At 61.6% G+C, this 25,827-nt stretch carries 21 protein-coding genes, 2 tRNA genes and 1 pseudogene; 10 read left to right on the forward strand and 14 right to left on the reverse strand.

What is annotated here, in order from left to right; genetic code table 11:
* The first annotated feature begins 8 nt into the window (after positions 1-8).
* Together MPC4_RS09120 and MPC4_RS09125 are read left to right on the forward strand one after the other, a co-directional pair.
* Positions 9-278 (forward strand): DUF4170 domain-containing protein, encoded by a 270-nt coding sequence (locus MPC4_RS09120; RefSeq protein WP_134486001.1) that lies wholly within the window; start codon positions 9-11, stop codon positions 276-278.
* 317 nt (positions 279-595) lie between these two features.
* Positions 596-1,897, forward strand: coding sequence for a 3-deoxy-D-manno-octulosonic acid transferase (locus MPC4_RS09125; protein ID WP_174512224.1), 1,302 nt, complete (start codon positions 596-598; stop codon positions 1,895-1,897).
* Between the two features lie 147 nt (positions 1,898-2,044).
* On the opposite strand, the gene MPC4_RS09130 is transcribed toward MPC4_RS09125, so the two are convergent.
* Positions 2,045-2,266, reverse strand: coding sequence for a DUF2093 domain-containing protein (locus tag MPC4_RS09130; protein ID WP_174512225.1), 222 nt, complete (start codon positions 2,264-2,266; stop codon positions 2,045-2,047).
* 230 nt (positions 2,267-2,496) lie between these two features.
* On the opposite strand from MPC4_RS09130, the gene MPC4_RS09135 reads away from it, so the two are divergent.
* The 4 genes from MPC4_RS09135 (at position 2,497) to MPC4_RS09150 (ending at position 6,909) form a co-directional block, all read left to right on the forward strand.
* On the forward strand, positions 2,497-3,264 hold the full coding sequence (locus tag MPC4_RS09135) for an alpha/beta fold hydrolase (protein ID WP_134486004.1): 768 nt from the start codon (positions 2,497-2,499) through the stop codon (positions 3,262-3,264).
* Positions 3,265-3,423: 159 nt separating this feature from the next.
* Entirely contained in the window at positions 3,424-3,819 is a 396-nt protein-coding gene (locus tag MPC4_RS09140) for a DUF3126 family protein (RefSeq protein WP_134486005.1), read from the forward strand.
* A 39-nt stretch (positions 3,820-3,858) separates the two neighbouring features.
* The gene (locus tag MPC4_RS09145) at positions 3,859-4,386 is read left to right on the forward strand and encodes a gamma carbonic anhydrase family protein (protein WP_174512226.1); all 528 of its coding nucleotides are present in this window, start codon (positions 3,859-3,861) and stop codon (positions 4,384-4,386) included.
* Positions 4,387-4,515: 129 nt separating this feature from the next.
* Positions 4,516-6,909: an efflux RND transporter permease subunit gene (locus tag MPC4_RS09150; RefSeq protein WP_174512227.1), complete on the forward strand. Its 2,394-nt coding sequence runs from the start codon at positions 4,516-4,518 to the stop codon at positions 6,907-6,909.
* A 198-nt stretch (positions 6,910-7,107) separates the two neighbouring features.
* Here the strand turns inward: MPC4_RS09150 and MPC4_RS09155 are convergent, their stop codons facing one another.
* The 5 genes from MPC4_RS09155 to MPC4_RS09175 form a co-directional block, all read right to left on the reverse strand.
* Positions 7,108-7,623 (reverse strand): hypothetical protein, encoded by a 516-nt coding sequence (locus MPC4_RS09155; RefSeq protein ID WP_244628918.1) that lies wholly within the window; start codon positions 7,621-7,623, stop codon positions 7,108-7,110.
* Between the two features lie 323 nt (positions 7,624-7,946).
* Complete coding sequence (locus MPC4_RS09160) at positions 7,947-9,227, reverse strand: hypothetical protein (protein ID WP_174512228.1); 1,281 nt, start codon at positions 9,225-9,227, stop codon at positions 7,947-7,949.
* A 595-nt stretch (positions 9,228-9,822) separates the two neighbouring features.
* Entirely contained in the window at positions 9,823-10,788 is a 966-nt protein-coding gene (gene fcl, locus MPC4_RS09165; protein ID WP_134486008.1) for a GDP-L-fucose synthase, read from the reverse strand.
* Between the two features lie 236 nt (positions 10,789-11,024).
* Positions 11,025-12,083, reverse strand: coding sequence for a GDP-mannose 4,6-dehydratase (gene gmd, locus MPC4_RS09170; protein WP_134486009.1), 1,059 nt, complete (start codon positions 12,081-12,083; stop codon positions 11,025-11,027).
* A gap of 152 nt (positions 12,084-12,235) precedes the next feature.
* A complete protein-coding gene (locus MPC4_RS09175; RefSeq protein ID WP_174512269.1) occupies positions 12,236-14,563 on the reverse strand; it encodes an NADP-dependent malic enzyme in 2,328 nt (775 codons plus the stop codon).
* A 161-nt stretch (positions 14,564-14,724) separates the two neighbouring features.
* Here MPC4_RS09175 and panC point away from each other — a divergent pair, with 161 nt between their 5' ends.
* The 3 genes from panC (at position 14,725) to MPC4_RS09190 (ending at position 16,243) form a co-directional block, all read left to right on the forward strand.
* On the forward strand, positions 14,725-15,588 hold the full coding sequence (gene panC / locus MPC4_RS09180; protein ID WP_174512229.1) for a pantoate--beta-alanine ligase: 864 nt from the start codon (positions 14,725-14,727) through the stop codon (positions 15,586-15,588).
* Positions 15,589-15,632: 44 nt separating this feature from the next.
* Positions 15,633-15,980 carry an acylphosphatase gene (locus tag MPC4_RS09185; RefSeq protein ID WP_174512230.1) on the forward strand — a complete coding sequence of 116 codons (348 nt, stop codon included), beginning with the start codon at positions 15,633-15,635 and terminating at the stop codon, positions 15,978-15,980.
* A gap of 113 nt (positions 15,981-16,093) precedes the next feature.
* A complete protein-coding gene (locus MPC4_RS09190; protein WP_166795828.1) occupies positions 16,094-16,243 on the forward strand; it encodes a hypothetical protein in 150 nt (49 codons plus the stop codon).
* Between the two features lie 240 nt (positions 16,244-16,483).
* Here the strand turns inward: MPC4_RS09190 and MPC4_RS09195 are convergent, their stop codons facing one another.
* The 4 genes from MPC4_RS09195 to MPC4_RS09210 form a co-directional block, all read right to left on the reverse strand.
* Complete coding sequence (locus MPC4_RS09195) at positions 16,484-17,590, reverse strand: RluA family pseudouridine synthase (protein ID WP_244628919.1); 1,107 nt, start codon at positions 17,588-17,590, stop codon at positions 16,484-16,486.
* Between the two features lie 76 nt (positions 17,591-17,666).
* The gene (locus tag MPC4_RS09200) at positions 17,667-18,557 is read right to left on the reverse strand and encodes an efflux RND transporter periplasmic adaptor subunit (protein ID WP_244628920.1); all 891 of its coding nucleotides are present in this window, start codon (positions 18,555-18,557) and stop codon (positions 17,667-17,669) included.
* Positions 18,558-18,951: 394 nt separating this feature from the next.
* On the reverse strand, positions 18,952-20,673 hold the full coding sequence (locus MPC4_RS09205; protein ID WP_174512232.1) for a carboxylesterase/lipase family protein: 1,722 nt from the start codon (positions 20,671-20,673) through the stop codon (positions 18,952-18,954).
* 883 nt (positions 20,674-21,556) lie between these two features.
* A tRNA-Cys gene (locus tag MPC4_RS09210) sits at positions 21,557-21,630 on the reverse strand.
* Positions 21,631-21,802: 172 nt separating this feature from the next.
* Between MPC4_RS09210 and MPC4_RS09215 the strand changes: the two genes are divergently transcribed.
* A tRNA-Asn gene (locus MPC4_RS09215) sits at positions 21,803-21,878 on the forward strand.
* A 79-nt stretch (positions 21,879-21,957) separates the two neighbouring features.
* On the opposite strand, the pseudogene MPC4_RS20915 reads toward MPC4_RS09215, so the two are convergent.
* From MPC4_RS20915 to MPC4_RS09230, 4 genes and pseudogenes are all read right to left on the reverse strand, one after another.
* Positions 21,958-22,153: pseudogene (locus tag MPC4_RS20915) on the reverse strand (STAS domain-containing protein); the annotation flags it as partial.
* A gap of 639 nt (positions 22,154-22,792) precedes the next feature.
* On the reverse strand, positions 22,793-22,984 hold the full coding sequence (locus tag MPC4_RS09220) for a hypothetical protein (protein ID WP_174512233.1): 192 nt from the start codon (positions 22,982-22,984) through the stop codon (positions 22,793-22,795).
* Positions 22,985-23,630: 646 nt separating this feature from the next.
* Positions 23,631-24,404 carry an SOS response-associated peptidase gene (locus MPC4_RS09225; protein WP_174512234.1) on the reverse strand — a complete coding sequence of 258 codons (774 nt, stop codon included), beginning with the start codon at positions 24,402-24,404 and terminating at the stop codon, positions 23,631-23,633.
* Between the two features lie 107 nt (positions 24,405-24,511).
* Positions 24,512-25,756 (reverse strand): WcaI family glycosyltransferase, encoded by a 1,245-nt coding sequence (locus tag MPC4_RS09230; protein ID WP_174512235.1) that lies wholly within the window; start codon positions 25,754-25,756, stop codon positions 24,512-24,514.
* Positions 25,757-25,827: the final 71 nt, after the last annotated feature.

Here is a 25,827-nt window from a genome sequence, read left to right on the forward strand (position 1 = left end):
ATAATGTCATGAAACGCGCTCCCGCTCCCCAGAAGAAACAGCTCCTTCACTTTGTGTTCGGCGGCGAACTCAAGGAACTGGATCAAACCGAATTCAAAAATCTCGACCAGATCGAAATTGTCGGCCTTTTTCCCGATCACGCCTCCGCAGTGGCGGCGTGGCGCGCCAAGGCGCAGGCGACCGTCGATAATGCGCAGATGCGCTATTTCGTGGCGCATCTTCACCGCCTGCTCGATCCCGAAGAGCATGAGGAAGAAGGCGAGGACCACGAACATTAGAACGTTTTCAGCAAAAGCGGGCACCGGTTTGCGTCCGAAAATGTTCTAACCCCTTGAATAAGAATGGTTTTGCAATGGTTGAGTGATTCCGCTCAACCTGAAACGGCTCTGGAATGATCCGCACGCTGCGAACATCCGCCAATAGCTGACGCGAAAGAAGAGCGATAGAGCGAAGCTGAGGCTTCGGGCGGAAGGCGGCGCAGATTTAGAAGAGCCGCGCAGAATAACGCTGTTTGATGCGGGCGTGGCTCGATTGAACGCTATAAGATGGATCGGCGCCGCATGACGCGTCGTTTCAACCGATCCCGAAGGGCACTATGCTGCTTTCCCTCTACCGGGCCTGCAGCGCCGCTCTCGCCCCGCTGGCGCCGCCGTTTTTACTGTGGCGCGCCAGAATGCGGCGCGCGCGGCTTCGTCCGGAAGACCGCTTGCGCAGTCAGGAGCGGCTCGCAAAGCCCTCCCTTCCGCGGCCGCATGGCCGCCTTGCCTGGCTTCACGGCGCGGCCGCTGCCGATATCGCGCCTCTGATCCCCCTGATCGAGAGATTGGGCGCCGCCGGCTTCGCTGTCCTCGTGACGACGCGGGACGATGGTTCGACGCCGATCCGGCTGCCGCCGACGGCGCTGCATCAATGCGCCCCGCTCGATGCGCCGCGATTCGTGAAGCCCTTCCTCGCCTACTGGCGCCCGGACGTCGCGCTCTTCGCCGCCTCCGAATTCTGGCCGAACTTCATCAGCGAAAGCCGGAAGCGCGGCCTCCCTATCAATCTCATCAACGCCCGGCTGTCGGCGCGCGCCTTCCTGTTCTGGCGCAAGCTGCCGGGGGTCGCGCGCGACCTTTTTGGCGGCGTCGATCTATGCCTTGCCCGCAGCGAGGCGGATGCGCAGCGCTTTCGATTCTTTGGCGCGTCATGCGCGCAGGCGGCCGGTGATCCGATTTATGATCTTGCGCCGTCCCCGGCCGATGCGGCGGCGCTGGCGCGTCTTTTGGCCCGCATTGGCGCGCGGCCGGTCTGGGCGGCGTTTCCGGCCGGCGCGCTCGAAGAGGATATCGTCATCGAGGCGCACCAGAAAATCGCCCGGAATTTTCCGGATCTTCTCACCATCATCGCGCCCCGCCATGCAAAGCGCGGCTTCGATGTTGCGCTGCGCGCCGGCAGGCTCGGATTGGACGCGCGCGTCGCTACCGCTGCGGACCACGATAGCGGCGCGCTCCCCGCGATCCACATCGCGGGCGCAGGCGACGCGGGATTGTTTTACCGCGCGACAGGCGTGATTTTTCTTGGCAAATCGCTGCGCGGCGGCGGCGGGATCAATCCCGTGGAAGCGGCAAAGCTTGGCTGCGCCATCCTGCACGGGCCGGATGTCGATGATTTCGAAGAGGTCTACGCGGCTGTCGATGGCGCGGGCGGCGGCGCTGTCGTCAATGACGCGCAAGCGCTCGCCAGCGAAGCGTCGTTGCTGCTGTTCGACGCCGCCGAGTTACGCGCGATGGGCCGCGCGGCCGCTGACGAAGTCGAGCGCCTGGGCGGCGCCTCGTGGAGGATCATGCAGGCGCTTGCGCCCTATCTGGCCCAGATCTTCGTGCGGCCTGAAATCGAAGATGAGGCCGAGAGCTGAGGCTTCGCCGAGCCACGCGCGTTTTTGCGCAGTATAGCGAAGTCAAATTCAATTGATCCGTATGAGCGCTTCACGATTGAGACAATCAAAAACGCTGCTGCTTGACGGATGTCTTTGCGCAGACGGGCGCGCCTCAGCTTGAAGGCTTTAATCCTGAGATTTTGGCTTCAGTTTTTGCAGTTTTGCTTCCGGGCCGGCGTAGGGCTCCTGCAAATCGACATTCCAGTACCGCAGATCCTCGATGCGGATCGCGACGCCCGTCGCGGCGCATCGGACGAAGGCGCCGGGGCGCAAAATGCGGAATTCGCCATCGAGATATTCGATCTCGGCTTCTCCGGCGGCGATCGGGCGACGTTCGTAGCGGTTCATCAATTTCGCGCTCTTTGAGGAGGGGTGGCGATAAGATAACGCAGTTGCGCGCGCTTCGCCACTCTATCGACGCGTGCGGCAACCTTTGGCTCGAGAATAGCGCTTCCAATCTGAGGCTGAATCCTTATTTTCAGGCCTCGTTTTTGCTCAAGGCCGCCGCGGCGTCCCGGCCTCGCCATCGCGGGGCGACGAGGGAGTTGCGGCCGCACGCCGCCACGACAGGAGAGCGCATGCTCGAATTTTACGGAGAAGGCGCACGCCTTGCCTTCGCCGACGAAAAGCCCACAGGCTTCGATCGCGGCGAACCCATTCTCCTCATTCACGGATTTGCCTCCAACCATGCGGTCAACTGGTTTTTTCCGCAGTGGGTCAAGACCTTGACGGAGGACGGGAGGCGCGTCATCGCGCTCGACAATCGTGGGCATGGCCGCAGCCAGAAATTCTACGCGCCAGCCGATTATGCCGTACCGAAAATGGCCGAGGACTGCCGTCGTCTGCTCGATCATCTCGACATCGAGCGCGCCGATGTGATGGGCTATTCGATGGGCGCCCGCATCGCCGCCTTTCTCGCCAAAGCCCACCCGGAGCGCACGCGATCCATGATCCTCGGCGGCCTTGGGCACCATCTGATCGACGGCGCCGGTCTGCCGCTCGGCATAGCCGACGCCATGGAGGCGCCTTCCATTGATGATTTGATGACGCCGAACCAGCGCCTGTTTCGCAGCTTCGCCGAAGCGACCAAGAGCGATCTCAGGGCCATGGCCGCCTGCATCCGTGGAGCGCGCCAGCTTCTCAACGAATCCGAAGCGAGACAGATCGGCGTGCCGGTCCTCGTCGCGACGGGCACGGAGGACGAGGTCGCCGGCGATCCCCATAAGCTCGCGGCGATGTTTCCGGCGGGACAAGCGCTGGACATCGTGGGCCGCGACCACAACCGCGCCGTCGGCGATCCGATTTACAAGAAAGGCGTGCTGAAATTCCTGGCGCAAAGGCCATAATATTCTTTAGCGCGCCAGGCAGGTGAGCGCCCCGCGCCGGAAGGTGTAAGATTGGCCGCGATAGGAGAGCTGAGGCGGTGATGAATGCCTCCGGCGCAGTTGCGGGGGCGGCGTTTTTCTGGCAAAGCCACGCCCTCCCAACCGGCTCAGGAGGATCCCTTGGACAAGACAGAATTGCGAAAATTGCAAGGGTTTCTGCAGGAGGCCTTCGGCAATGAAGGCATCAAGGTGACGCAGGGCAAACGCAATCCGGAAGACGCCGACGTGCATTTCGGACAGCGGCAGATCGGCACCATCTCCGTTGATGACGAGGACGGCGACCGATCCTTCGCCTTCGAGATGGCGATCCCGGTGGAGCGGCCGGTGCTGCAGGACTATCTCAGGCGTCTGTTCGAGACCGACAAGCTAAAGATCGTCGCCCGCGCCAAAAAGACCGATTCGGTCGAACTCAATCACGGCGATGATTTCCTTGGCATCATCTCGGCCGATGATCCCAAGGGCAAAAGCTTCACGCTCCAGATGGCGATTCTTGATTTTGACCTCGAGGCGTTTTGAGGTCAGCTTAAGGTTAAAGCGCTCCTGGAGTTTGATCATATGCCGCTTTACGCGCTCGATGGAATTGCGCCCGACCTGCCACCGGAGGGAAGTTTCTGGATCGCCCCCGATGCGCAGGTGATTGGCAAGGTTCGGCTTGGCGCCGACGCCTCGGTGTGGTTCGGGGTCGTTCTGCGCGGCGATAATGAAGAAATCTTCGTTGGACCCGGCTCCAACATCCAGGACAATAGCGTCCTGCACACCGACCCCGGCTATCCTGTGTCGATCGGCGAAAACTGCACGATCGGCCATCGCGCCATCCTGCACGGCTGCACGATCGGCGACAACAGCCTGATCGGCATGGGAGCGACGCTCCTCAATGGCGCCAGGATTGGCCGCAATTGCCTCGTTGGAGCAAACGCCCTCGTCACAGAGGGCAAGTCGTTTCCGGATAATTCGCTGATCGTTGGCAGCCCCGCCAAGCTGTTTCGGGAACTCGACGAGATCGACGCCGCCCGGCTGCGCGAAAGCGCGGCGCGCTACGTCGCCAATTGGCGGCGGTACGCCAAAGGACTGGCGCCTCTCTAGAGCCGCGATCCGCATCGTCTGCCTGGCGCAAAGCTCGCGCCGGAAATCCGGGAACGCCACTCCGCCTGAGGCGTTCTTCGCGACCGAATGATCCGCCACAATTTGGCGCGGACATCCGTTTATGGATTGATGCAGACGACTCCGGAGACGCTCGTGTCGATCGAAACAACCGGACAGGCGGAGCAATCAGCCGAGGCCAATCTCACTTCGTCAAGCGTCGGTAAGCGTCCCGCGCTGGCGCTCGGCATCGAGCGCGTGGGTCTCATTTCATTGCGGCTTCCCTGGCTGGTCGGGCTGGCGGCGCTGGCGCTGGCCCTCGCCGCCGGACTGGGTCTCACGCGGATCAAGGTCGATGATTCGCTCAGCCAATTGTTCCGGTCAGACACGCCCGAGTTCAGGCAATATGAGGAGGTGACGCGCAATTTTCCGTCGAGCGAATTCGACGTCCTCGCCGTCATCGAAGGCAAGAGCCTGCTGGAGCGCGACTCGCTGGACAAGCTCCGCAATTTCGTCACCGACGTTCAGCTGATCGATGGCGTGCAAGGCATCATCTCATTGTTCTCGGCGCGCCAGCCGCCTGAAAACGGGCAAACGCCGGCGCCTTTGTTTCCTGATCCGCTTCCCGAAGGCGCCGATTACGATGCGCTGATAAAAAAGGTGATGTCGAACGAGATCATCCGGGGCAAGCTCTTATCGGAGGACGGCCAGCTCGCTCTGGTCGTGCTTGCGCTTGATCCAAAGATCGTTGGCGGCAAAGGCCTTGACGCGACGGTCGGCGAAATTCGCAAGACAATGGCGGAGGACCTCGAGGGCGCGGGGCTCAAGGCCGAGCTTTCCGGCGTTCCGGTCATGCAGCTCGAGATCCGGCAGGCGGTGGAGCGCGACCGGCTGGTCTATAACGTGACCGGTTTCATCGCCGGCTGCCTCATCGCGATAGCATTCTTCCGCCGCGTCTCATTTATGATTATTGCGGCCGGCCCGCCCCTTGTCGCGATTCTTTTGGCGCTCGGCGCGCTGGGTTGGCTCGACTTCCGGCTCAACATGTTTCTCAACGTGATGACGCCGCTGATCATGGTGATCAGCTTTTCCGACAGCATGCAGCTGACTTTCGCCGCGCGCGATCGCATCCTCGCCGGCCAGACCAAATATGAGGCCTTGCGCAACGCGCTTTTGATCGTGGGGCCCGCCTGCGTCCTCACCCATGCGACGGCTGCTCTCTCGTTCACGGCGCTGCTTTTCTCCCATTCCGAACTGATCCGGACATTTGGCGAAGCGGGCCTGATCGCGACGCTCATTGCTCTTTTCACCGTGCTTTTTCTGTTTCCGCTGCTTGGAGTCCTCCTGCTGCGCAATGAGGCGGGGCTGGCGGTCAGGGGGCGGGGCGGCGATTTCGGCGTCGAAGCATTGCGCAAGTTCTGTTTCTGGATAGCCGCGCGAATGGTTCGGCGTCCGGGGCTTTACAGTCTCATCGGATTGATCGTCGTCGCGGCGCTTGGCGGCGTCTTCGCCAATCTTCAGCCGCGCTATCGGCTTGCAGATCAGGTGCCGGACAAGGAGCAGGCCGTCTCGGCAAGCAGCCGGCTCGACGCCAAATTGACGGGCGCAAATCCAATCGACGTTCTCGTCCAGCTGCCGCCGGGCGCGTCGCTTTATGCGCCGGAAACACTGGAGGTGATCGCGAGGGTGCACAGTCTCATGGAGCGCCAGGCCGGCGTTGGCAATGTTTGGTCGCTTGAAACCCTGCGACGCTGGCTGAAAGAAAAGGCGGGCTCGTCAGACGTCACCACGTTGAAGAAATATGTCGATCTGCTGCCCGAGCATTTGACCCGCCGCTTTATCGACGCGAAGCAGGACGCCGTCATCGTGTCGGGACGCGTGCCGGACGCCGACGCCAGCCAGCTGCTGCCGATCGTTGATGGGATCGACAAGTCGCTCAAGGGTCTTCGCGCGCAATATCCCGGCTACAAGCTTTCGGTGACCGGGCTTTCGGCGATCGCGGCGCGCAACAGCGCGAGCATGATCGACAAGCTGACCCGCGGCCTGACGATCGAGTTTTTCTTCGTCGCCGCTTTTATCGGGCTTGCCTTTCGGTCAGTCGTCGTGGCGCTGGCCTGCATTCTGCCGGGCATCTTTCCCGTCGTCGCCTCAGGCGCTTTGCTGGCCATAACGGGGCAGGGGCTTCAGTTCGCCAGCGTCGTCGCATTGACTGTTTCCTTTGGCCTTGGCCTGAGCGCGACGATTCATTTCCTCAACAGACTCCGCATCGAGGATGATTCCGGCGAGAATTTTGCGCTGGCGGTGGAGCGGGCGACGGTGCTTGTCGGGCCCGCCTTGATTCTGACCTCGATCGTGCTCGCCTGCGGTCTTGCCGTGACGGTGCTTTCCGATCTGCCGTCGTTGCGCTTGTTCGGCTGGCTGAGCGCCTTCGCGATGATGGCGGCGTTGACCGCCGATCTTTTGATCCTGAGGCCGACCGCGATGTTCCTTCGCCGCACCGCCGATCGGATTGCGATAAGGCGGTGATGCCAGCAAGCAGTCCCGCGCGCGATAGAAGGAGCATAAGCATCGCGTCGAGGCGGCGCGATCAATCGCCATACTTAAGCGGGGCCGGGCGCAGGGCGGCCCGCCGGAAGACAGACAAAGCCATTCCGCATCGTCAAGACGCGAAATGGCTGCTTGGCCGGGCTCTCTGCCGAAACGCTCGATTGGTCTTTGCGCCGTCTACCCTTTGCGCATGGTGATGGCGACGTCGGCGACGTCCGTGCCGGTGGTCGGCCGAATCGAAACAGACTGCTTGTCGCCGCGAAAGCGCACCTGAAGCCCGGCGGCGAAGCCGGCGCCGTCTACCCTTGCCATGATTTCTGAGTTGGAGCCGCGCCCCGTGATGTTGCCCATTGCGTGGCGGGTCTCTTCGTTCCACGTGCCGGAGAGCGTGCCGCCGTTGAGAACGACATTGGCTTTGATTTCTAATCTGTAGCTGTCGCTGGCGCAGCGCAGGCTCTGATTCAGCGCCTTGCCAGTGTCATTGACCGCATAGACGGCCTTGCAGCGGATTCGCTCGCTGGAACCGTTCGACATGGTAATGGTTCCGCTGCCCGTCCAATAGCCGGACAGACTGGAGAAAGGGCCATCCGACGCGCGCTGGGCCAGCGCTTGCGAGGCGGCTAAGGAGAGCCCCGCCGCGAGAAACGCCCCGCTGAGCAGTGCAGCTTTGGACCGATTGAAATGGGCCAGCATAATATTCGGTTCCCTATGCGGATTGAGGAAGCTGGAGCCTGCGCGAGGCGAGACGAATGGCGCCGCTTTGGCGGCCGCAGATCAACCGGCGTCGAAAAAGGGCTGTCTGGCTCCGACCATATCCGGTGGAGGACCGGGTTCTGCTACGGCCTTCCATTTTTGAAAGCGCGACCCACAAGAGACTGAAGGCCGTCATCTCCGATCGCTTGATCATTTGACAAAAGCCCGTGGCGACAAGAACCATGATTTATGTAGACGAGTCGACAAAATCAACGCAGCAACGGCGCTCATAAGCGCGAAGCTCTCGTTCGAGGGCGGATTGGTCATGCGGCGTTGCGTCCCTGCGATTGCGCAAGACCAAGGCCAATGATGACAGCCGACAAAACCGGCAGCGTCGGACCGAAAAGCCCAGTGTTGATGAAGGCCAGAGCGATCAGCGAGACGATGCACGAAGCCGCCGTCGCGGCGTAAAAGGAATCGCGGCCGCGTTTGGCGGATGCGCGCAGGAACAGGACGACCGCCAGCCCGGCGACGATGACGGCGGCCCAAAGCATGGTGCGGCCCATTTCGATCGAAAGTTTTGCCGCCGCGGTCACCGCCTTGCGCTCTTGCGCGCCATCATCGCCGAATTGATAGATCGGCAGGATGGAGGAAAACGCGCCTGCGCCGTCGCCAAAGAAGGGGGCGTCGGCGAGAATGCGCTGCGTCAGCTCGACTGTCGCGGGATCTTTGCGGACAAAAGCCAAGCGCGGATCGGAAGCGGTTCCGGCGGCTCCGCTGATCAGTGCAATGACTATGACGCTCGCGGTCAGGCCGATCGCGCCGGCGCCCCAACGGCCGAGACTGAGCCGGCGCACGAGAAAGACGGCGCCAAAGAGACCAACCCCGCAGCAGGCCGCGAAAATTACGGAGCCCGAACGCGATATGGCGACCGCCGTCGCGGAAATCAAAAATGCCGCGAGAGACGCCAGCAGCGGATAGACGAATCGGGCGTCGCCATAGCCGAGTTTCGCTCGGCGGGTCTCGTGGCGCTCATAGACAAAGCAGGCGCAGGCGGAAGCGAGAATGACGCCAAGGCAGGCGCAATCGAGGAGTTCTTCACGCGCCGCTGGGTGGGCCATGCCAAAAATGCTGGTCGCCAGCAACCCAATCGAAAGAAGGGTGGTCGCGCCCGTCAGCGTAATGAGCACGATTTCAGCGCGATCCCGATTGATCGTCACGGCCGTCGCCAGCAGGATCGCGCCGACAAGAGTGAGATAGCTCACGAGCGCCATGGCTGTCGCGCCGATGTCGACCGTGATGCTTCCTGAGACCGGGGAAGGAAAGCCCGCTTTCACGCTCGCCCATACGGGATGAGCCAGACCAGCCGGCACGGGAGCCATCTGGAATAAAATCCAGAGGGCCGGGATCGCGGCGCCAATGACGAGCGGCTTGACGAGAGCGCCAAATCGCGAGGCTTCCGCCGGCGGCAGCCTGACCGCGACCAAAACGAGGCCGATGGCGGCCAGCAGGGGAAGGAAAGAAGGAAGCATCGTCCCATCGACGATGGGCATCACGGAACTGAGGGCCACGAGTCCGAGAAGAAAGCCGAGCGCGACAAACATTGCAATCGCTTGTCAGATTGAGAAGGAAAGAAGCCAGCCATTTTGACGGCGGCGTGGCCCGGACGAAGATAAAAGAACTTCAAAACCGATACAGCATTGACGCGAGCGTTTCAAGGCGAGGGCGCCGCTGCGATCTCGACGATATATAATAAAAACGAGTGTTCGTATGGAACTCAAATAAAAGTTGCGAAGGTTTTGAATGATCTCGTCGACTGAATTGGTTTTGGAACGGCGCTCGCTCACGTTAGACTTCCTCGACAATGGATCGGCGCGCCGGGGCGAGCTCTTTGAACTATTAACGTCGCGCGAGCGCTAAAGCAGTTTTGTGGATCCAGCCTATGGCCTCAGCCTTGCGCGACGATGTCGTTCAGATGAGATCTGATGGCGAACGGCGTGCAATGGCTTCGCTGCAGACATCGGCCGTTTTGAAGTGAGGCGAAGTGCCCTTTCGCACAGCAAAAGCCTCCCGCCGATTGTTTTCCAAATTGCGCCACGCCTCGTTTGGAGGATCAGCAGGCGACGGATGCGATGGCGTGGCCGACGCCTGTGCTTCGGCCCGCCCACGTCCGGTCATTTGAGCAGGGCGCGGACGGCTTCAGACTGTTGCGAGCTCTCCCGCTTTTTCGCGAAGAAACCACTGGTACACTTCAGCGATCCCCTCATCGAGCCTGGTCTTGGGCGTCCAGCCGAGCGCGGCAAGGCGGCTTGAATCCATCAGTTTGCGCGGCGTGCCGTCGGGCTTTGTCGAATCGAACGCCAGTTCGCCCGAAAAGCCAACGACGCGCCCGATTGTCTCGGCGAGCTGGCGGATCGTCACGTCGGAGCCAGCGCCGCAGTTGATCGCTTCGTCTTCGTCGTAATTGTCCATCAGGAACACCACGGCGTCGGCGAGGTCGTCGACGTAAAGAAATTCGCGAAGTGGCGTCCCGCTGCCCCAAACGACGACTTCCCCGCGGCCCGCCAGTTTGGCCTCGTGGAATTTGCGAATAAGGGCGGGCAGCACATGGCTCGTCGAGAGGTCGAAATTATCGTTTCGGCCATAAAGATTGCTCGGCATGACCGAAATATAGCGGCGTCCATGCTGGCGCCGGTAGGCCTGGCACATTTTGATGCCGGCAATCTTGGCGATCGCGTACCACTCATTGGTCGGCTCGAGCGGACCCGTCAGCAGCGAATCTTCCCTGATCGGTTGCGGGGCGAATTTCGGATAGATGCAGGAGGAGCCGAGAAAGATGAGGCGATCGACGTTGGCGCGATGCGCCGCCTCGATGACATTGGTCTCGATGACCAGATTGTCGACAAGGAAATCGGCCGGGTAGGAATCATTTGCCAGAATGCCGCCGACCTTCGCGGCGGCGAGGATGATGACGTCCGGCGTTTCGCGCGCGACCCAGGCGCGTACGGCTGACTGGTCGCGAAGATCAAGTTCGTTGCGTCCGACCGTCAAAATCTCGACGTTCTCGCCGGCAAGCCGGCGCACAATGGCGGATCCGACCATACCGCGATGGCCAGCGACCCAAATTCGCCGTTTGCGGGTCGAACCCGCCGAAGCATCGGCCATGATTTCTCCTCAGATCCGGGCAGCACGCCGATCGCTTTGCAATCGACGGCGTTCTTCATCTCATAGCTTGCGATCCCGGGCTTGCGATCCCGGCTTTTAATCCGGGCGCGCGGACCTTGGCCCTAGAGCATATTCCGATCAGATTAGTTCAATCCAATCGCAAAGAATATGCTCAAGCTTTTGAATCAGAAGCGATTTCTTATCGACCGAATGATTCGATCCGGTCGGAAAACGCTCTAGACCCGGCCGCGCGCCTTCATCACGATGAGGTCGCTTGCGACCATGTCGGAGACGAGCTTCTCGAATGTCGTCTTATGTTTCCAGCCGAGCTTTTCGAACGCTTTGGTCGGATCTCCGAGCAGCAGATCAACTTCCGTCGGCCGAAAATAGCGTGGATCGATCTCGACCAGAACCCTGCCGGTCCTGGAGTCGAAACCGCGTTCGTCGACCCCTTCGCCCTTCCACCCAATGATGACGCCGACTTCCGCGAAAGCGCGTTCGACGAATTCGCGAACCGTGTGGGTTTCCCCCGTGGCGAGGACATAATCATCCGGCTCCGGCTGCTGCAGGATGCGCCACATGCCGTCGACATAGTCGCGCGCATCGCCCCAGTCGCGTTTGGAGTCGAGATTGCCGAGGAAAAGCTTGTCCTGGAAGCCAAGATGAATGGCCGCCACCGCGCGCGTGATCTTGCGGGTGACGAAGGTTTCGGCGCGGGTCGGCCCTTCATGATTGAAAAGGATGCCGTTCGAGGCGTGCATGCCATAGGCTTCGCGGTAGTTGACCGTGATCCAATAGGCGTAGAGCTTGGCGGCGGCATAGGGCGAGCGAGGATAAAAAGGCGTCGTCTCGCTCTGCGGGACGGCCTGGACCTTGCCGTAAAGTTCGGAAGTCGACGCCTGATAGAATCGCGACTTGCCGATGAGCCCCAGAATGCGGATCGCCTCAAGCAGCCGCAGCGTTCCGAGCGCATCTGAATTCGCGGTATATTCGGGCGTCTCGAAGCTCACCTGCACATGACTTTGCGCGGCGAGATTATAGATCTCGTCGGGCTGCACCTCCTGAACGATGCGGATCAAATTGGTTGCGTCGGTAAGATCCCCGTAATGCAGGAAGAAGTCGACATTCTCCTCGTGCGGATCATGATAGAGATGATCAATGCGGTCGGTATTGATCAAGGAAGAGCGCCGCTTGACGCCATGTACGATGTAATCTTTGGAGAGTAGAAGCTCAGCAAGAATAGCGCCGTCCTGACCCGTGACGCCGGTGATTAAAGCTACTTTTTTTGAAGTCATTAGGGACAACTACCTTTAATCGCTGCGGATCCGAGCGCGCCAATCGAAGGATTGAAGCAGAGCCTCAGTCATAGCAGAAAAGCCCTTCCTTGGCCAGACGCACTGCAGCATTGATTCCCCGCCGCCGGGGAAGGCCTATCGGGCGGCCTCGTTCAGATATGCGCCAACGGCATAAGACCTGCGTCCGCCAGCATTTTCGCGTCGCTCTGGCTTTGCGCTTCGCCGACCGCCACCGCCGTCATGTTGACGATGCCGCGCGCGGTGGTCGAAGGTATGAGAATATGCGCCGGCTTCGCGCCGCCGATGAGAATTGGCCCGACAGGCAGGGCGTCCGCCATGATCTTCGTCATCGTGTAGGCGATGTTCGCGGCGTCGAGGCTCGGCATGACGAGAACATTGGCTTCGCCCTTCAGACGCGAGGAGGGCAGCACGTGATCGCGCACAGTTTGCGATAAGGCCGTGTCCGCCTGCATCTCGCCGTCGACTTCGAGTTCGGGCGCGCGCTGACGCAAGATTTCCACCGCGCGCCGCATTTTCAGCGACGACGGCGCGTCGTCCGTGCCGAAGTCCGAATGCGAGACAAGGGCGATGCGCGGCTCGAGGCCGAATCGCCGGACGTGGCGCGCACACATCAAGGCCATTTCGGCGATCTCGAAATCGGCCGGATCGTGTCTGACATGGGTGTCCGTGATGAAAAAGGCGCCCTTGCTGGTGATCATCAGGCTCATCGCGGAAAAATCCGTGACGCCGGGCGCGAGCCCGATGATGTCGCGGATGTAGCCGAGACGGGAGTTGAACCGTCCGTCGAGACCGCACAGCATGGCGTCGGCGTCGCCGCGCTTGACGGCTAGCGCCGCGATGACGGTCGAATTGGTGCGCACCAGCGTGCGCGCGGCGTCGGGCGTCACGCCGCGCCGGCCAGCCTGTTCGAGATAGGTTGCGACATAGTCGCGATAGCGCGGATCGTCCTGCGGATTGACGAGTTCGAAATCGCGTCCTGGCCGGACCGAGAGGCCAAAACGCTCGAGGCGCGTCTCGATCACATCGGGGCGCCCGATCAGGATGGGCTTGGCGATGCCTTCCTCGACGATGGTCTGCACCGCCCGGAGCACGCGCTCATCCTCGCCTTCCGCATAGACGACGCGCCGCGGATCGGCTTTGGCCGCCTGCATCAGCGGCTTCATGACAAAGCCCGAACGGAACACGAAGCGCGACAGCGTTTCCTCATAGGCGACGAAATCGACGATCGGCTTTTTCGCGACTCCCGTCGCCATCGCGGCCTTTGCGACGGCAGGCGCGATGCGCAGGATGAGACGCGGATCGAAGGGCGAAGGGATGAGGCTGTCGGCGCCGAACAGACGCGACTTGCCGTCATAGGCTCGAGCGACGACGTCGGAGGGGGGCTCGTGGGCCAATTGCGCGATGGCGCGGACGGCTGCGAGCTTCATCGCTTCATTGATCGTCGAGGCGGCGACATCGAGCGCCCCTCGAAAAATGTAAGGGAAGCAGAGGACGTTATTGACCTGATTGGGATAATCGGAGCGTCCGGTGCAGATCATCGCGTCCGGGCGCGCGAGATGCGCCGCTTCGGGCTCGATCTCCGGCGTCGGATTGGCGAGCGCCATGATCAGCGGCCGCGCGCCCATCTTTTTCGCCATCTCGGGCGTCAGCACGCCGCCGGCCGACAATCCGAGAAAGACATCGGCGCCGCCGATGACGTCGTCGAGCCGGCGCGCGTTGGTGTCGCGCGCATAGATCAGCATGCGCTCGTTCATCGACGGGCGCCCCTTGTAGACGACCCCTTCGACATCGGTGACGAAGATATTCTCGCGTTTGGCGCCGAGCTCGACGAGGAAATCAAGGCAGGCGAGCGCCGCAGCGCCTGCGCCGGAGCTGACGATCCTGACGCTTTCGATGCTCTTGCCGGACAATTCCATAGCATTGAGAACAGCGGCGCCGACGATGATCGCGGTTCCGTGCTGGTCATCGTGAAAGACCGGTATCGACATGCGCTCGCGCAGCTTGCGCTCGACTTCGAAACACTGCGGCGCCTTAATGTCTTCGAGATTGATGCCGCCGAAGGTCGGCTCCAGCGCGGCGACGATGTCGACCAGACGATCAACGTCGTTTTCCGCGATCTCGATGTCGAAAACGTCGATCCCCGCGAATTTCTTGAAGAGGACCGCCTTGCCCTCCATCACGGGCTTGGCCGCCAGGGGGCCGATATTGCCAAGGCCGAGAACAGCGGTGCCATTGGTCACGACCGCGACGAGATTTTGCCGCACCGTCAGTTCGGTCGCCTCGGCCGGATCTCCGGCGATGGCGAGGCAGGCCGCGGCGACGCCAGGCGAATAGGCAAGTCCGAGATCGTGCTGCGTCCCAAGCGGCTTTGTGGCGCGGATCTCGAGCTTGCCGGGCTTCGGGAAGCGATGATAATCCAGCGCGCTCGAGGCGAAGTCGGACGTCACGGGTTGGGCCATATCACCAATTTTCTTCATACACGCCATCCACAAGCGCTCCATGAGATACGCGTAGCCAAGGGTGAAGTCTACCCTATCGCAGCGCTTCGCCGGATGGGGTAAAGGCTGCCGCGCGGCCGATGATCTTTCGCGAGGCGCGAGGGGAGGGCAGGGAGACCAAAATGGGCGCAGAAGATCAAGGCCGCGTCAAAATCCTGCGCGAGGTCGCGGCCCTGCGCCAGACGGTCGCGAACTGGCGGGCCGCGGGCGAATCGATTGCCCTGACCCCGACCATGGGCGCGCTGCACAAGGGTCATGTTTCGCTGGTCGCGCTGGCCAGGAAAAGGGCAAGCCGCGTCGTCATGTCGATTTTCGTCAATCCGACGCAATTTGCGCCGAACGAGGATTTTGGCGCTTATCCGCGGACGTTCGGGGCGGACGTCGCGATGTTCGCGGCGGCGGGCGGCGACGTCGTGTTTGCGCCGGACGTTGCGGAAATGTATGGCGCGGGCTTTTCAACCCTGCTGAATGTCGCCGGCCCGGCGGCGGCCGGCCTTGAAGACCAGTTCCGGCCCACTCATTTTGCCGGCGTCGCGACGGTCGTCACCAAGCTTGTCAATCAATGCCGTCCCGATATCGCGATTTTCGGCGAGAAGGATTATCAACAGCTGAAAGTCATCGAGCGCGTGGCGCGCGATCTCGATCTTGGCGCTGAAATCATCGGCGCGCCAACCATCCGGGAGGCTGACGGCCTCGCGCTATCGTCGCGCAACGTCTATCTGTCGCCCGAGGAGCGCAAGGCCGCCCCGGCGCTGCACGCCGCGCTCCAGCGCTGCGCCGCCGGGATTCGCGGGGGCGGGGCGATCGATGTCGCGCTGGCGCAAGCCAGAGCGAGCGTTGAGGCGGCGGGGTTCATCATTGATTATATCGAGGCGAGGGACGCCGAAACATTGGCGCCCCTCGCCGCGCCGATTGGCGCGCCGGTGCGTCTTCTTGCCGCGGCAAGGCTCGGCAAGACGCGGCTCATCGACAATATCGGCGTCTGACGCGGCCGCCGGAGCCGACGGAACTTTGATGCGGGAGGCAAGGCATGACAGATTCGCCGCCGCCAGCTTCCGACATCGCCGCCAACGGGTCGCGGCCGGAACGCTTCGTCCGGGCGATCGTCAGCGGATGCGTCCAGGGCGTTGGCTATCGCGCCTGGACGCAGGCGGAGGCGGAGGCGCTCGGCCTCAGCGGCTGGGTGCGCAATCGGATGAATGGCGACGTCGAAGCGCTGTTTGCCGGTCCAGCCGCGGCGATTGAAGAGCTTTGCGAAAAGCTTTGGCGCGGACCGCCTGCGGCGCGCGTCGCCCGGGTCGAACTGAGCCAGGGCGACGAGAGCGATCTTGCGGCCAACGGGCGCGCGCCCGGTTTTTGCCAGATCGCGACGATTTAGGATTTTGGCAATTCCGAGCCGGCGCCCGCCGGCTCCCAAAAAACGCACTGGCTCTGGACGGCTCTTTGCAAACGTCGCATGGGTAATGCGGGAACGGATTTCTGGAGCGGATGATGCGGCGCCTCACGACCCTTGCCTTTGCCTTCGCCGGGCTCGTTCTGGCGTCTCTCGCGCTCGCCGGCTGCGACAAATGCGGCGATCCGATCAAGTTCAATACGCCGAGCATCCCCAAATCCTGCTATGGCGTAAGCCAGCAGAAATAGCCGAGGCGGTCCCGCGGTCCTGTTTGAACGACGCCGGCGCCGTTTACGCCAGCGCTCCGGGCGTTCACACGCTTCGTCGGTCCGCCCGGCTTCCCGCGCAATCTTGCCCGCGCGTCCAACCCCAGGCTCCCCGTCTTGAGGCTGAGATGTGGCCGGAGCGTAATCGCAAACGCTTCTCGCGCCCAAAAACAGACGGTGAGCAGATTTGGGCGGGGACGATATGCGATCGGGCGGAAAAGCCTATTCGGGCGCCGCCTCGATCGGATCATATTGCTTGGCGTCGAAGCCGAAGAGCTCGAAAGAACGCAGCATATGCGGCGGCAGCGGCGCGGTGACGTCCAGAACGCCGCCGCGAGGGTGGGGCAGCTTGAGCCGCCGAGCGAGCAGATGCAGCTTGCGCTCGACCGTATCGGGGATGGCGCGCAAAGGATCGTTGCGGCGGGGATCATTCTTCGGCTTCAGGCCATATTTCGGATCGCCGATGATCGGATGGCCGATCGCTTCCGCATGGGCGCGCAATTGATGCGTGCGGCCGGTGATCGGCTTCATCGACAGCCACGCAACGCGCGGCTCGAAGGTGTCAACGGTCGCGTAATAGGTCACCGAATGTTGCGCGTCCTCATCGCCATGCTGGGCGACGCGCATCTTTTCCATCGCAGCCCGGTCTTCGGGGCCGCGCCGCGCCGGACGATCGGCGCCCATGCCTTCGCCCTTCGCCAGAAACAGCGAGATTTTTCCCTGCGCCGGCTTCGGCACGCCCTCGACCAGCGCCCAGTAGATTTTTTGCGCCTGGCGGGAGCGGAAAATCGCCCCGAGATCAGCTGCGATTTTCCGCGTTTTGGCGATCAGCAGAACGCCTGACGTATCGCGGTCGAGACGATGCACCAGAACCGGCCTCTCGCCGCGCTCATTGGGCATTGAGGCAAGCATGCCGTCGATGTGGCGCTTCGTGCCCGAACCGCCCTGCACGGCGAGGCCAAAGGGCTTGTTCAGCACCATCAGATCCTTGTCTTCAAAGAGGATCATGTCGCGCAGCTCGCGCCGGTCCTCTTCTGAAATCAGGGGTTCGCGCGCGGGAGCTTCGGCTTGCGCCTCGAGATTGAGCGGCGGCACGCGCACGCTCTGGCCCTGCGCCAGCCGCGTCGCGGTTTTTACGCGCGCGCCATCCACCCTGACTTGGCCGGTGCGGACGATCTTGTTCAGATGTGACAGCGAGAGAGACGGAATCCTGCGCTTGAACCAGCGGTCGAGCCGCAGGCCATCTTCATCTTCGCTGACTTCAAATGTCTGGACGCTCAAGGGTGTGCCTTTTTCGGAGCCGGGCCGCATCGCCGGATTTTGCGTCATCTTAAGGATCGCGATGCGAAAAGGCGAGGCAAAGCGCGGCCATCAGCCCGAGCGGATCACATTCGAGCGAAATCCCTCACGGAACCGGCCGCACAACATCTCCTTCGCGCAAAAAGGCGCCGGCGCGGACGACGACGACGTCGCCTGGAGACAGCCCTTCGCGAATTTCGGCGTCCATGCCGCCGAAAAGGCCGACCCGCACCTGCCGCGTCTCGATGCGATTGTCGCGCACAACCTGCACGATGGCGCCCTCGGAACCGTAGAGAATCGCCGAAAGAGGGGCCGCCGGGCCGCAGCTTTGCCCGGCGTCAATCGTCGCGACGGCGAAGGCACCGGGCCGCAGGCCGGCGCTGGCGCTCATCTGAATGCGCGCGCGGCCCTGCTGCGTCAAAGGATCAATCTCGGACGAAATGAGCCGCACCGTGCCGGCGTATTCGCTCGAATCGAGCGTTTCGATCTTGGCGATCTGGCCCTGTTTGATCTTCGCAAGCGCCGCCACCGGCAGATGAACGAGAAGCTCCAGTTCGCCATTGCGGATGATGCGGAACATGGGCTCGCCTCGCGCCGACGCCGGCGCCCCCACGGCGAGCCGGCTGTAGACCAGAACGCCGGCGGCGCTCGCGGTCACCGTCGCCTTGACGGGCGCGCCGGGCAGCCAGTCCGGCCGCGCGAGCTGCGCCAGCGGCTGCCCTGCCGTGACGCTCGCGCCGTCCTCGGCCAGGAGCTGCGCGATCTGCAGCCCCTCGATGTCGGGCCGCACCAGAACGTCCTCGCGTGCGACAATCGATCCATTGAGGCGCAGCCGATCCACGAAACATTGCGTTTTCGTCTTGACGACGCTGACCGTCATCGTCGGAGGCTCGTTCGTCTCGGCGCAAGCCCGCGCTCCGCCGAGGACGAGGAGGATCAGGCTCGCGCTGAGGATCCGCCGCGACGCGCGCAAAACTGCGCTTGGCGACACAATCATTGTGATTTCAGGCCCGAACCTCATGGCGGCCCCCCGAAATTTCCGGTCGGATGATCTTTTGGCGAATCGTCAGCCCTACCGAGTCATGGCTGCGATCCGGGCCTCATTTGACCATATTTCAGGGCGATCCGCGAATTGCGCTTTTCGGATCATCTTCGCCGTCGCGGGAGAGCGCCGCGAAGGCCGGCGTCAGCGGCGCCTGGAGGGCGGCGGGCGTCGGCCAGGATGACGGCGCGCGTTAACCTAAGTGTTGGCGAGTGCAGTGATATTCTAACGGAAGCCGGCCCGGAGATTAAGAAGCCTATGAAGGGTTCATCAATGGTCGCAAAACGTGACGGCCAGGGTATGGCCGTCACTCAGGCGCGGGGAGCGTCAAACCGGGGCGTCGTCCGGCTTAGTTGTAGACCAAATATTGCTGCCAGAAATCGCACTTGTGCGCAGCGGAGTATTGTGCATCCGCAAAGGTCGACAAAGGGATGTTTTCTGACAGGTAAATGGCTTTGGCCGGATTGTTCCTGTAGCGCGGCCAGGGGCTGTTTCCCAATCCGTTCGGATTGCCCGTCCAGGCGAAGTTCGTCCAGGCGGTCACCAGCTGATCGGAGAGATCCTCCTCCTTGTTGTTCAGGTAGTGCGTGATGCCGAGCGGTCCGCCATGGTAAAGCCGGAAGAGGAACTGGATGTCGATGGTGTGGGCCGCAAGCGGCACAAACCCCGGCATCGCCGGGAAGTAATATGGCGCCTTCTGATAATCGAACTCATAGGCGTAGACCGGCACCTTCTGAGCACTGAACAATTGAGTGCCGTAGCGAATCCGGCAGGCCGTAGGGTCGGTCATGACCGCATCCAAAGCCAATTGCGGCGTGGCGTAGGCATTGACCGGATATTGGGCCAGAACCGCAGCGACGGTCCCCGGTGGGTAAGCCGGCGGCGAGCCGCCAGGTCCGGCGTTGCCGCTGTAGGTATTCGTAACGAAGGTCGTGAAACTCGCTGCCGTCGGGGGCACGCGCGGCGGTCCGGAGAAATATTCCGTGATGCCTATGCTAAAATTGCCCTCGTCCTTCACCACTCCGTTCATGACTGGCATGTGGTTGAACCTGCCTGAAGTGATTGCTGCGACGCCTCCCTGCGGCAGGATCTGGCCGTCAATCATCGGGCCGGTGATGTAAGGGCCGTTGGCGCTCGGCGTTCCTGAAAGCGCCTCAATCTGGGCGGCGGGCAGACTGCGCAGACATTTGGCGGTCGCCGCATCCGTCCCGGAGCCGCAACCAGCCGCAACCGCAAAGGCTGTGCCCTTCGTTTCGGCGAACGCCAATGGAATCAGCGTCATATAAGTGGAGCCGCTTTGGATGATCGCCCGGTCGAACAAGCCCGTGGCCAGCGGCGATATGACGTTATCGGCGGTGCTTGAGGCGCCCGCAGACTGGCCGCCGAGGGTGACATTATGCTTGTCGCCGCCGAATGCGCCAATGTTCCGTTGCACCCATTTGAGCGCAGCCTGCTCGTCCAGAATGCCGTAGTTGCCGAACAGATGGCCTTCTGCGTCCAATGCGGGATGCGCCAAAAAACCCATGAGGTTGAGGCGATAGTTGAAGGTGACGACGACTGTGTGGCCTTGCGAGGCGAGCTTGGTCGCGTCGTAGTCGTTGCTCTCGCCGTCGACGTGCCCACCGCCATGGATCCAGAGAATCACCGGAAGGTTCGCCGATGGTTCGAGGTTAGGCGTGAAGACGTTGATATAGAGACAATCTTCATTGTTGTTCGCGGGACCGGCGAACACCCCGAGGGTTGTGATCTGCGCACAGGTCGGACCGAAAGCCGTCGCCTTGAGAACGTTGGTCCAGGGCGCATGGGGTTTTGGCGGCATCCAGCGCAATTTGCCGAGCGGCGGCGTGGCGTAGGGAATGCCGAGGAACTCGGCGACGCCATTGACCAGTAAGCCCTTGACCGGACCTTCCTTTGTCTCGACGCGCAGCTTGCCTGCGGCCTGCGCTTGCGTTGGCGCGGTCAGAGCCCCGGCTGTGAGGATCAGGCTCAGCGCGAGTCCTGCTTTTATTGAAGGCCTTGCTTTGTCTACGCGTAAGCGCGCAGATCGCCATAGCTTTGAAAGCATTAACATGTTTCCCCCAATCGCCTTTGCGGCGCTTCTCGGTCACTGAAGACTCGTGACGGCGGGAAACAAGCACATCGGCTTGGCGAAATCTTCCACGAAATTTCGATTGTTATAATAATTGTCACTTTTATTGTTTGATAAGTAGTGCGCTCTTTGGGTTAAGCTAGTTAAATAAGCTTACGTGACTTGTGCGGCGCGGCATACTGCAACGTTATGGCGATATTACTGTAAAGTTAAAGCCTGGTGCTCAGGCGATATTTCGCAGGCCAATCGGACATCGCGCCGTTTATGTGGCGAGGTCCGTCTTGCCGGTCCAAAGCTCGGCTTGCGCCGTCGCCTCAATGACGACGCGGTCTCGGCCGGAGGTTGCGCCTGCGAAGCGGTAGACAAGAAATTCTTTGGAACGCAGACGTCAGCCAGCGGATTGCGCCGCGATCTGCAGGACAAGACTCGCCGCTATGAGAGTAAGCGCCAGGCGCAAAGAACCTTTAAACAATATGAACGTCCCGGTCGTGCCGAGTGCGAAAGAAGCGATGTCGAACACTCCCGCTAGCGTCATGGCGCCGGCCGCCTCAGGTTCAAGGTTTGGTCTGAGCTTACGCCCCGGCCGTCCCCACTGTCGAGAACATTGCCTTTCTCCGCTCTCGCGCGACAAAACCGTCGATGGGCGAAGTTGGTTCAGTTGAAGGCGGCTGATGTTTCAGCGATTGAGTTGGACCGGCGGCTCTGCCATGACCGCATATATTCCGAGCGTTATCAGCGAGCAGACGAGGAGCGCAATGATCAGCGATGCCGGCTCAAATCGCTCATTCTATGAGCTTTGAATTCTCCGACGAATCGCTGACGAGCAGTTTGCGCCGTTTTCCTACCTGCTAAGTCTCTGACTTATTGGAGGCCTCGCCCGGAATCGAACCGGGGTGCAAGGATTTGCAGTCCTCTGCGTAACCACTCCGCCACGAGGCCTCCGTCGCGACGACAGCGCGGTCTTGCCTATAGCAAAAGAAACCGCTTCGAAGCAAGGCGTGGTTCGGCGTTCGTGCAAACTTCTGATGGCGGCGTGCGATTAGCGCTTTGCAAAGCGCCGGCAAGCTTGCTATATGCCGCCAATCGCTGCGGCGGCCACCGCCGCATGCATTCCCTGATAGCTCAGCTGGTAGAGCAATCGACTGTTAATCGATCGGTCGCAGGTTCGAGTCCTGCTCAGGGAGCCAAAACTTTCATTCCACGGTCCGGCGGTTGAGCTTGACCCATTGGCCAGTTCATAACGCCGGATCGGATTTCGCACAGAATTTAGTGGGCGGCTTTCCGCCTTTCGGCTTCCGGCCGATGATGCGTGCCGAATCGCTCCACCATCGTCGAGCTGGCTTTGTTGAGGCCGAGCACCCAACCGTCGCGCCCTGGCGGCGCAGTTTCAGCGCGATGTCGTCAAGAGCGCCGATCGCCGTAATGTCCCAAAATGCGCCTGACTGACATCAATGCGAACCCGCTCGGTCCCCCTGAAACGGGGTCTTAGCGAAGCAGCGCCCCATGACAGCTTGGAGGCTTGGACCAGAAGCGGGAAAAAATGCCTCGACAGTAGGTCGGCGCGGGCGCCTTTGGCGGCATTTGCGGCATGACGGCTCGGGAGCAAACTTCGTCCCGGGGCGCTCTCGGGGCTGCTTTCACGGCGATTGACCCATTTAGTTCAAGACGCCAATTCGGATTTCGCGTAGATCTATGAGCACGGGGCCGTAGCTCAGTGGGAGAGCGCTGCGAAAGCAGAGATGGCTGGTTCGAATCCGCCAGGCTCCACCAAATTCTTCCGCAGTTGATGTCTGCCGCTCTCGCGGGCGCCTTGACCGATAAGGCTGCAAGCGCGAGCCTGCCCGTGAGCGCCGCCAAATCATTTGGCATTCTCGCGGGCAGGCTTAAATTTCTTGGTGCTGAAACGAGGGCAGGTGTGAGCTCAAGGGCGCCGCAGCGGCGTGTTGAAGCGCACATCCCAGACGGCATGGTTCAGCCGGGTTCGAGCGAACGGACTCGGCCAGGGCATGACGCCGGAAAGTTGCAGACTTTTCGGACCCCATCATGCGGTAAAACAAAGGCTTAAAGAGCTAAATGCGATTCCGCTTGAACGCATTCCGCGCTAGACGACCGCCCCTTTGGCCGGGCCTTTGTCCTCGCAATCGGCAAGCGTGGCTCTTCGGCCTGCGTCCAGCAGCCTGATCACGGCTCCCTCATCCTTGAGCCAATTCCGGCGCTCGGCATATTGCATCGCCGCGCGAAAGTCGGCGCCGCCGCTGCTTTGTTGGCAATCGATGAAAACATCGCTCGCCATCAGACTTTCCCCTTCCGCGACATTCCGTGATTTGAAGATCGACAACATCGCGACGGCGCGTTCCTGTGCAGATGCGTTCTGGCCCACGATCATATCCCCTTTGGATTTCGGGCCTTTGAACCTGCAACTTGCGAATTAGTTGCCTCGCCTTTAGGCGAAAAACGCGAATTCGCGCTAGCCAGCCTCGGCAAGGCGCGCTGAGCGGCAAGCACCCGCATCAGCGACTGAGGAGCGAGCCCCGCTGCTCAGCCACGGGTTTCCTTTCGATCGCCGCCGGAATTTTCAGGACTTGCGTTGCTCCTGCGATGCGTTCTGGCCATGAGGCGTCCGCTCCGCTGGGGAAGCCGCTTCAGCGTAGGCGATCTGGCGCTGAACGTCCAAGAGCCTGTTTTCGCAGCGCTCCCATTCGCCGCGCCGGCATTCTCTTACCCGGCAGCCGAACTCGCACCTTGCAAGATCGATTGGCACGTCCTGCGCGATGTGTCGCGTCCAGAAGCCCCTCAGCCATTCGAACATGCCCGTCAGCTCCTTTGCTCATTGACGACCCTTGCCCATTCGTCGGCAGAGGCGGGCGGGCGTCAAGCGCTTTGTCATTGCGCGCAAAGCGCCTCCGTCGATCGACCAGAGCTCTCACCCGCGGGGACGTTCAAAAAAGGGATCCCTGCGCCGGCTTTGCGGCTTCTTTTGCCTCCTGCCGCCTCGCCGGCTGAAGCTGCGGCGCGGCGGCGGGGTCTTGCACCTGGGGCGAATCATTCTCTGTCTTGTTTACGGCGGGGCCGATCTCAAAAAAGTTCAACACGTCATTTTCCGGCGGCCGCAGCAAATCAAAGGCTTTGTCCGCGCTGGCTTCATCGGGATCGAGCCATTTTTCAAACGACGAAGCCTCGATAATCGCGGGCAGTCTGTCGTGGATCGCCGTGGTCGCGCCATTGGCGGCGGTCGTAATAATGCAGGCCGCATCCATCTCTTCACCGTTTGGCCCGATCCAGCTTTCCCAGACCCCCGCGAGACCCAAAGGCGCGCCATCCCCGCGGCGAAAGAGATAGGGGCGCGAAGCCTGCCTTCCCCTTGCGCCTGTCTCTGGCCCCCGGCGCCATTCATAAAAGCCGTCGGCGATAAAGAGACAACGGCGGCGTTTGAACGCCATCTTGAAGCTCGCTTTGTGCAGGAGCGTTTCGCTCCGCGCATTGATGATCAGCGGAAATGACTTCGGATCTTTGACGAAAGAGGGAACAAACCCCCAGCGGACGAGAGAGAAATGGCGCGTGATTGCGCCGCTCGGATCAAGGCCGGCGCGCACGATGGGAACAGGCTGTGTCGGCGCTATATTATAGCGAGGCGGAAAATTCGGCTGCTCGACGTAGCCGAAAAAGCGCCGCACGGCCTCCGGCGGCAAAGTGATGGCGTAGCGCCCACACATGAAAAGGTCCCGTTGGCCAGGATCGACCGCTGCTCATATCGGGAGTGGGGGCGCTCATGCAACCCGTTTCCAAAGCTCCGGGCCGCAACCTATTTGCAATGATCTGCTCAAGCCCTGGGCGGATCGAGATAAGCGCGAAACTGATTGAGACAGGAATCGCGCGCGAAAAGCTTGGCGAGATGGCGCCCGTCCCCCAGCGCTGGATGAGCGTTGTCGCTGACGAGATGATCGATCTCCGTCGCCATCGCCGCGCTGTCGCCGGCGGGCACGAGAATGCAGGTGCCCTCCAGCACTTCGTAAAGCTCGGTGCCCCGATCCGCCGTGACGAGGACAGGCTTGCCGCTCGCCAGCATTCCTCCGAGCTTTGAAGGCAATACGAGATCGGCCGCGCCCTGGCTCTGCGGCAGCACATGCAGATCGGCAAGATTAAGCAGCTCACAAAGCCGCGCCTCAGGCTGCAGGGGCAAAAAATGGATGCTTCTGAGGTCGCCATAATCGCGTTGCAGGCGCTGCTTTTCGGGTCCGTCGCCTGCGATGACGAAATGTACATGAGGCTTGCCGGAGAGTTTGCGCGCTGCGTCGAGGACAACTTCGAGAGCCTGCTTTGCGCCGACATTGCCCGCATAGAGGACGACGAAATCGGCTGCGCTCAATCCAAGCTCGCTGCGAAAGCTGTTCGTTCCGTCGAGCGGCTTGATCTTGGCGAGATCGACCCAGTTGCGGACAATGCCGATTCTGTCCGCCGCGACGCCTTTGGCGATCAGCCGCTTGCGCATCTGTCCCGAGATGGTGATCAGCCCGTCGAATCGGCGCAACAGCCATGATTCAACGCCAAAGATGAGTCTTTTGAGTAGCCCGCCCTTCAAATGACCGACGGCGAAGGCGGCGTCGATTTCAAGGTCCTGCACGTGAAGGAGGGCGCGGGCGCCGAAGAATCGGCCGAGCAACCCGACCGGGGCGACGAATAAAGTCGGTTCGACGCAGAGGACGATGTCGGGGCGGAAGCGGATGATCTGCCACAGCGCGACCGGCGCGGAGGTAACGGCGAAGCTCAATGGCGCGATCAGGCGCCACACGCCGCGCATCTCGGTGCGCAGCGCGATCGGGCAGCGCAGAACTTTGACGCCGTCGCGAACTTCGCTTGCGTAGCGCCATGCATGAAAGGGCGGAATGACCCGCCAGCCGGGGTAGTGCGGCGGCGCGGTGACGGCGACGACCCTGTATCCCAGTTCAGAGAGGTAGGAGCCGATTTCGCCGGTGAAGCGGCCAACGCCGATCATCTCCGGCGCGTAATTCTCACCATAAATGAGGATTTTTGGGCGCGGTTCGGCTCTGGCGGCGGTCGGCGTCATCGGTGCTCGAAACTCGAGGGAGGGCGAATTATAGGCGTCGTCCGGGCCCCGGTTCAACGGCCTGCGGTGTC

This window comes from Methylocella tundrae, from assembly GCF_901905185.1.
In the GTDB taxonomy this organism is placed as follows: domain Bacteria; phylum Pseudomonadota; class Alphaproteobacteria; order Rhizobiales; family Beijerinckiaceae; genus Methylocapsa; species Methylocapsa tundrae.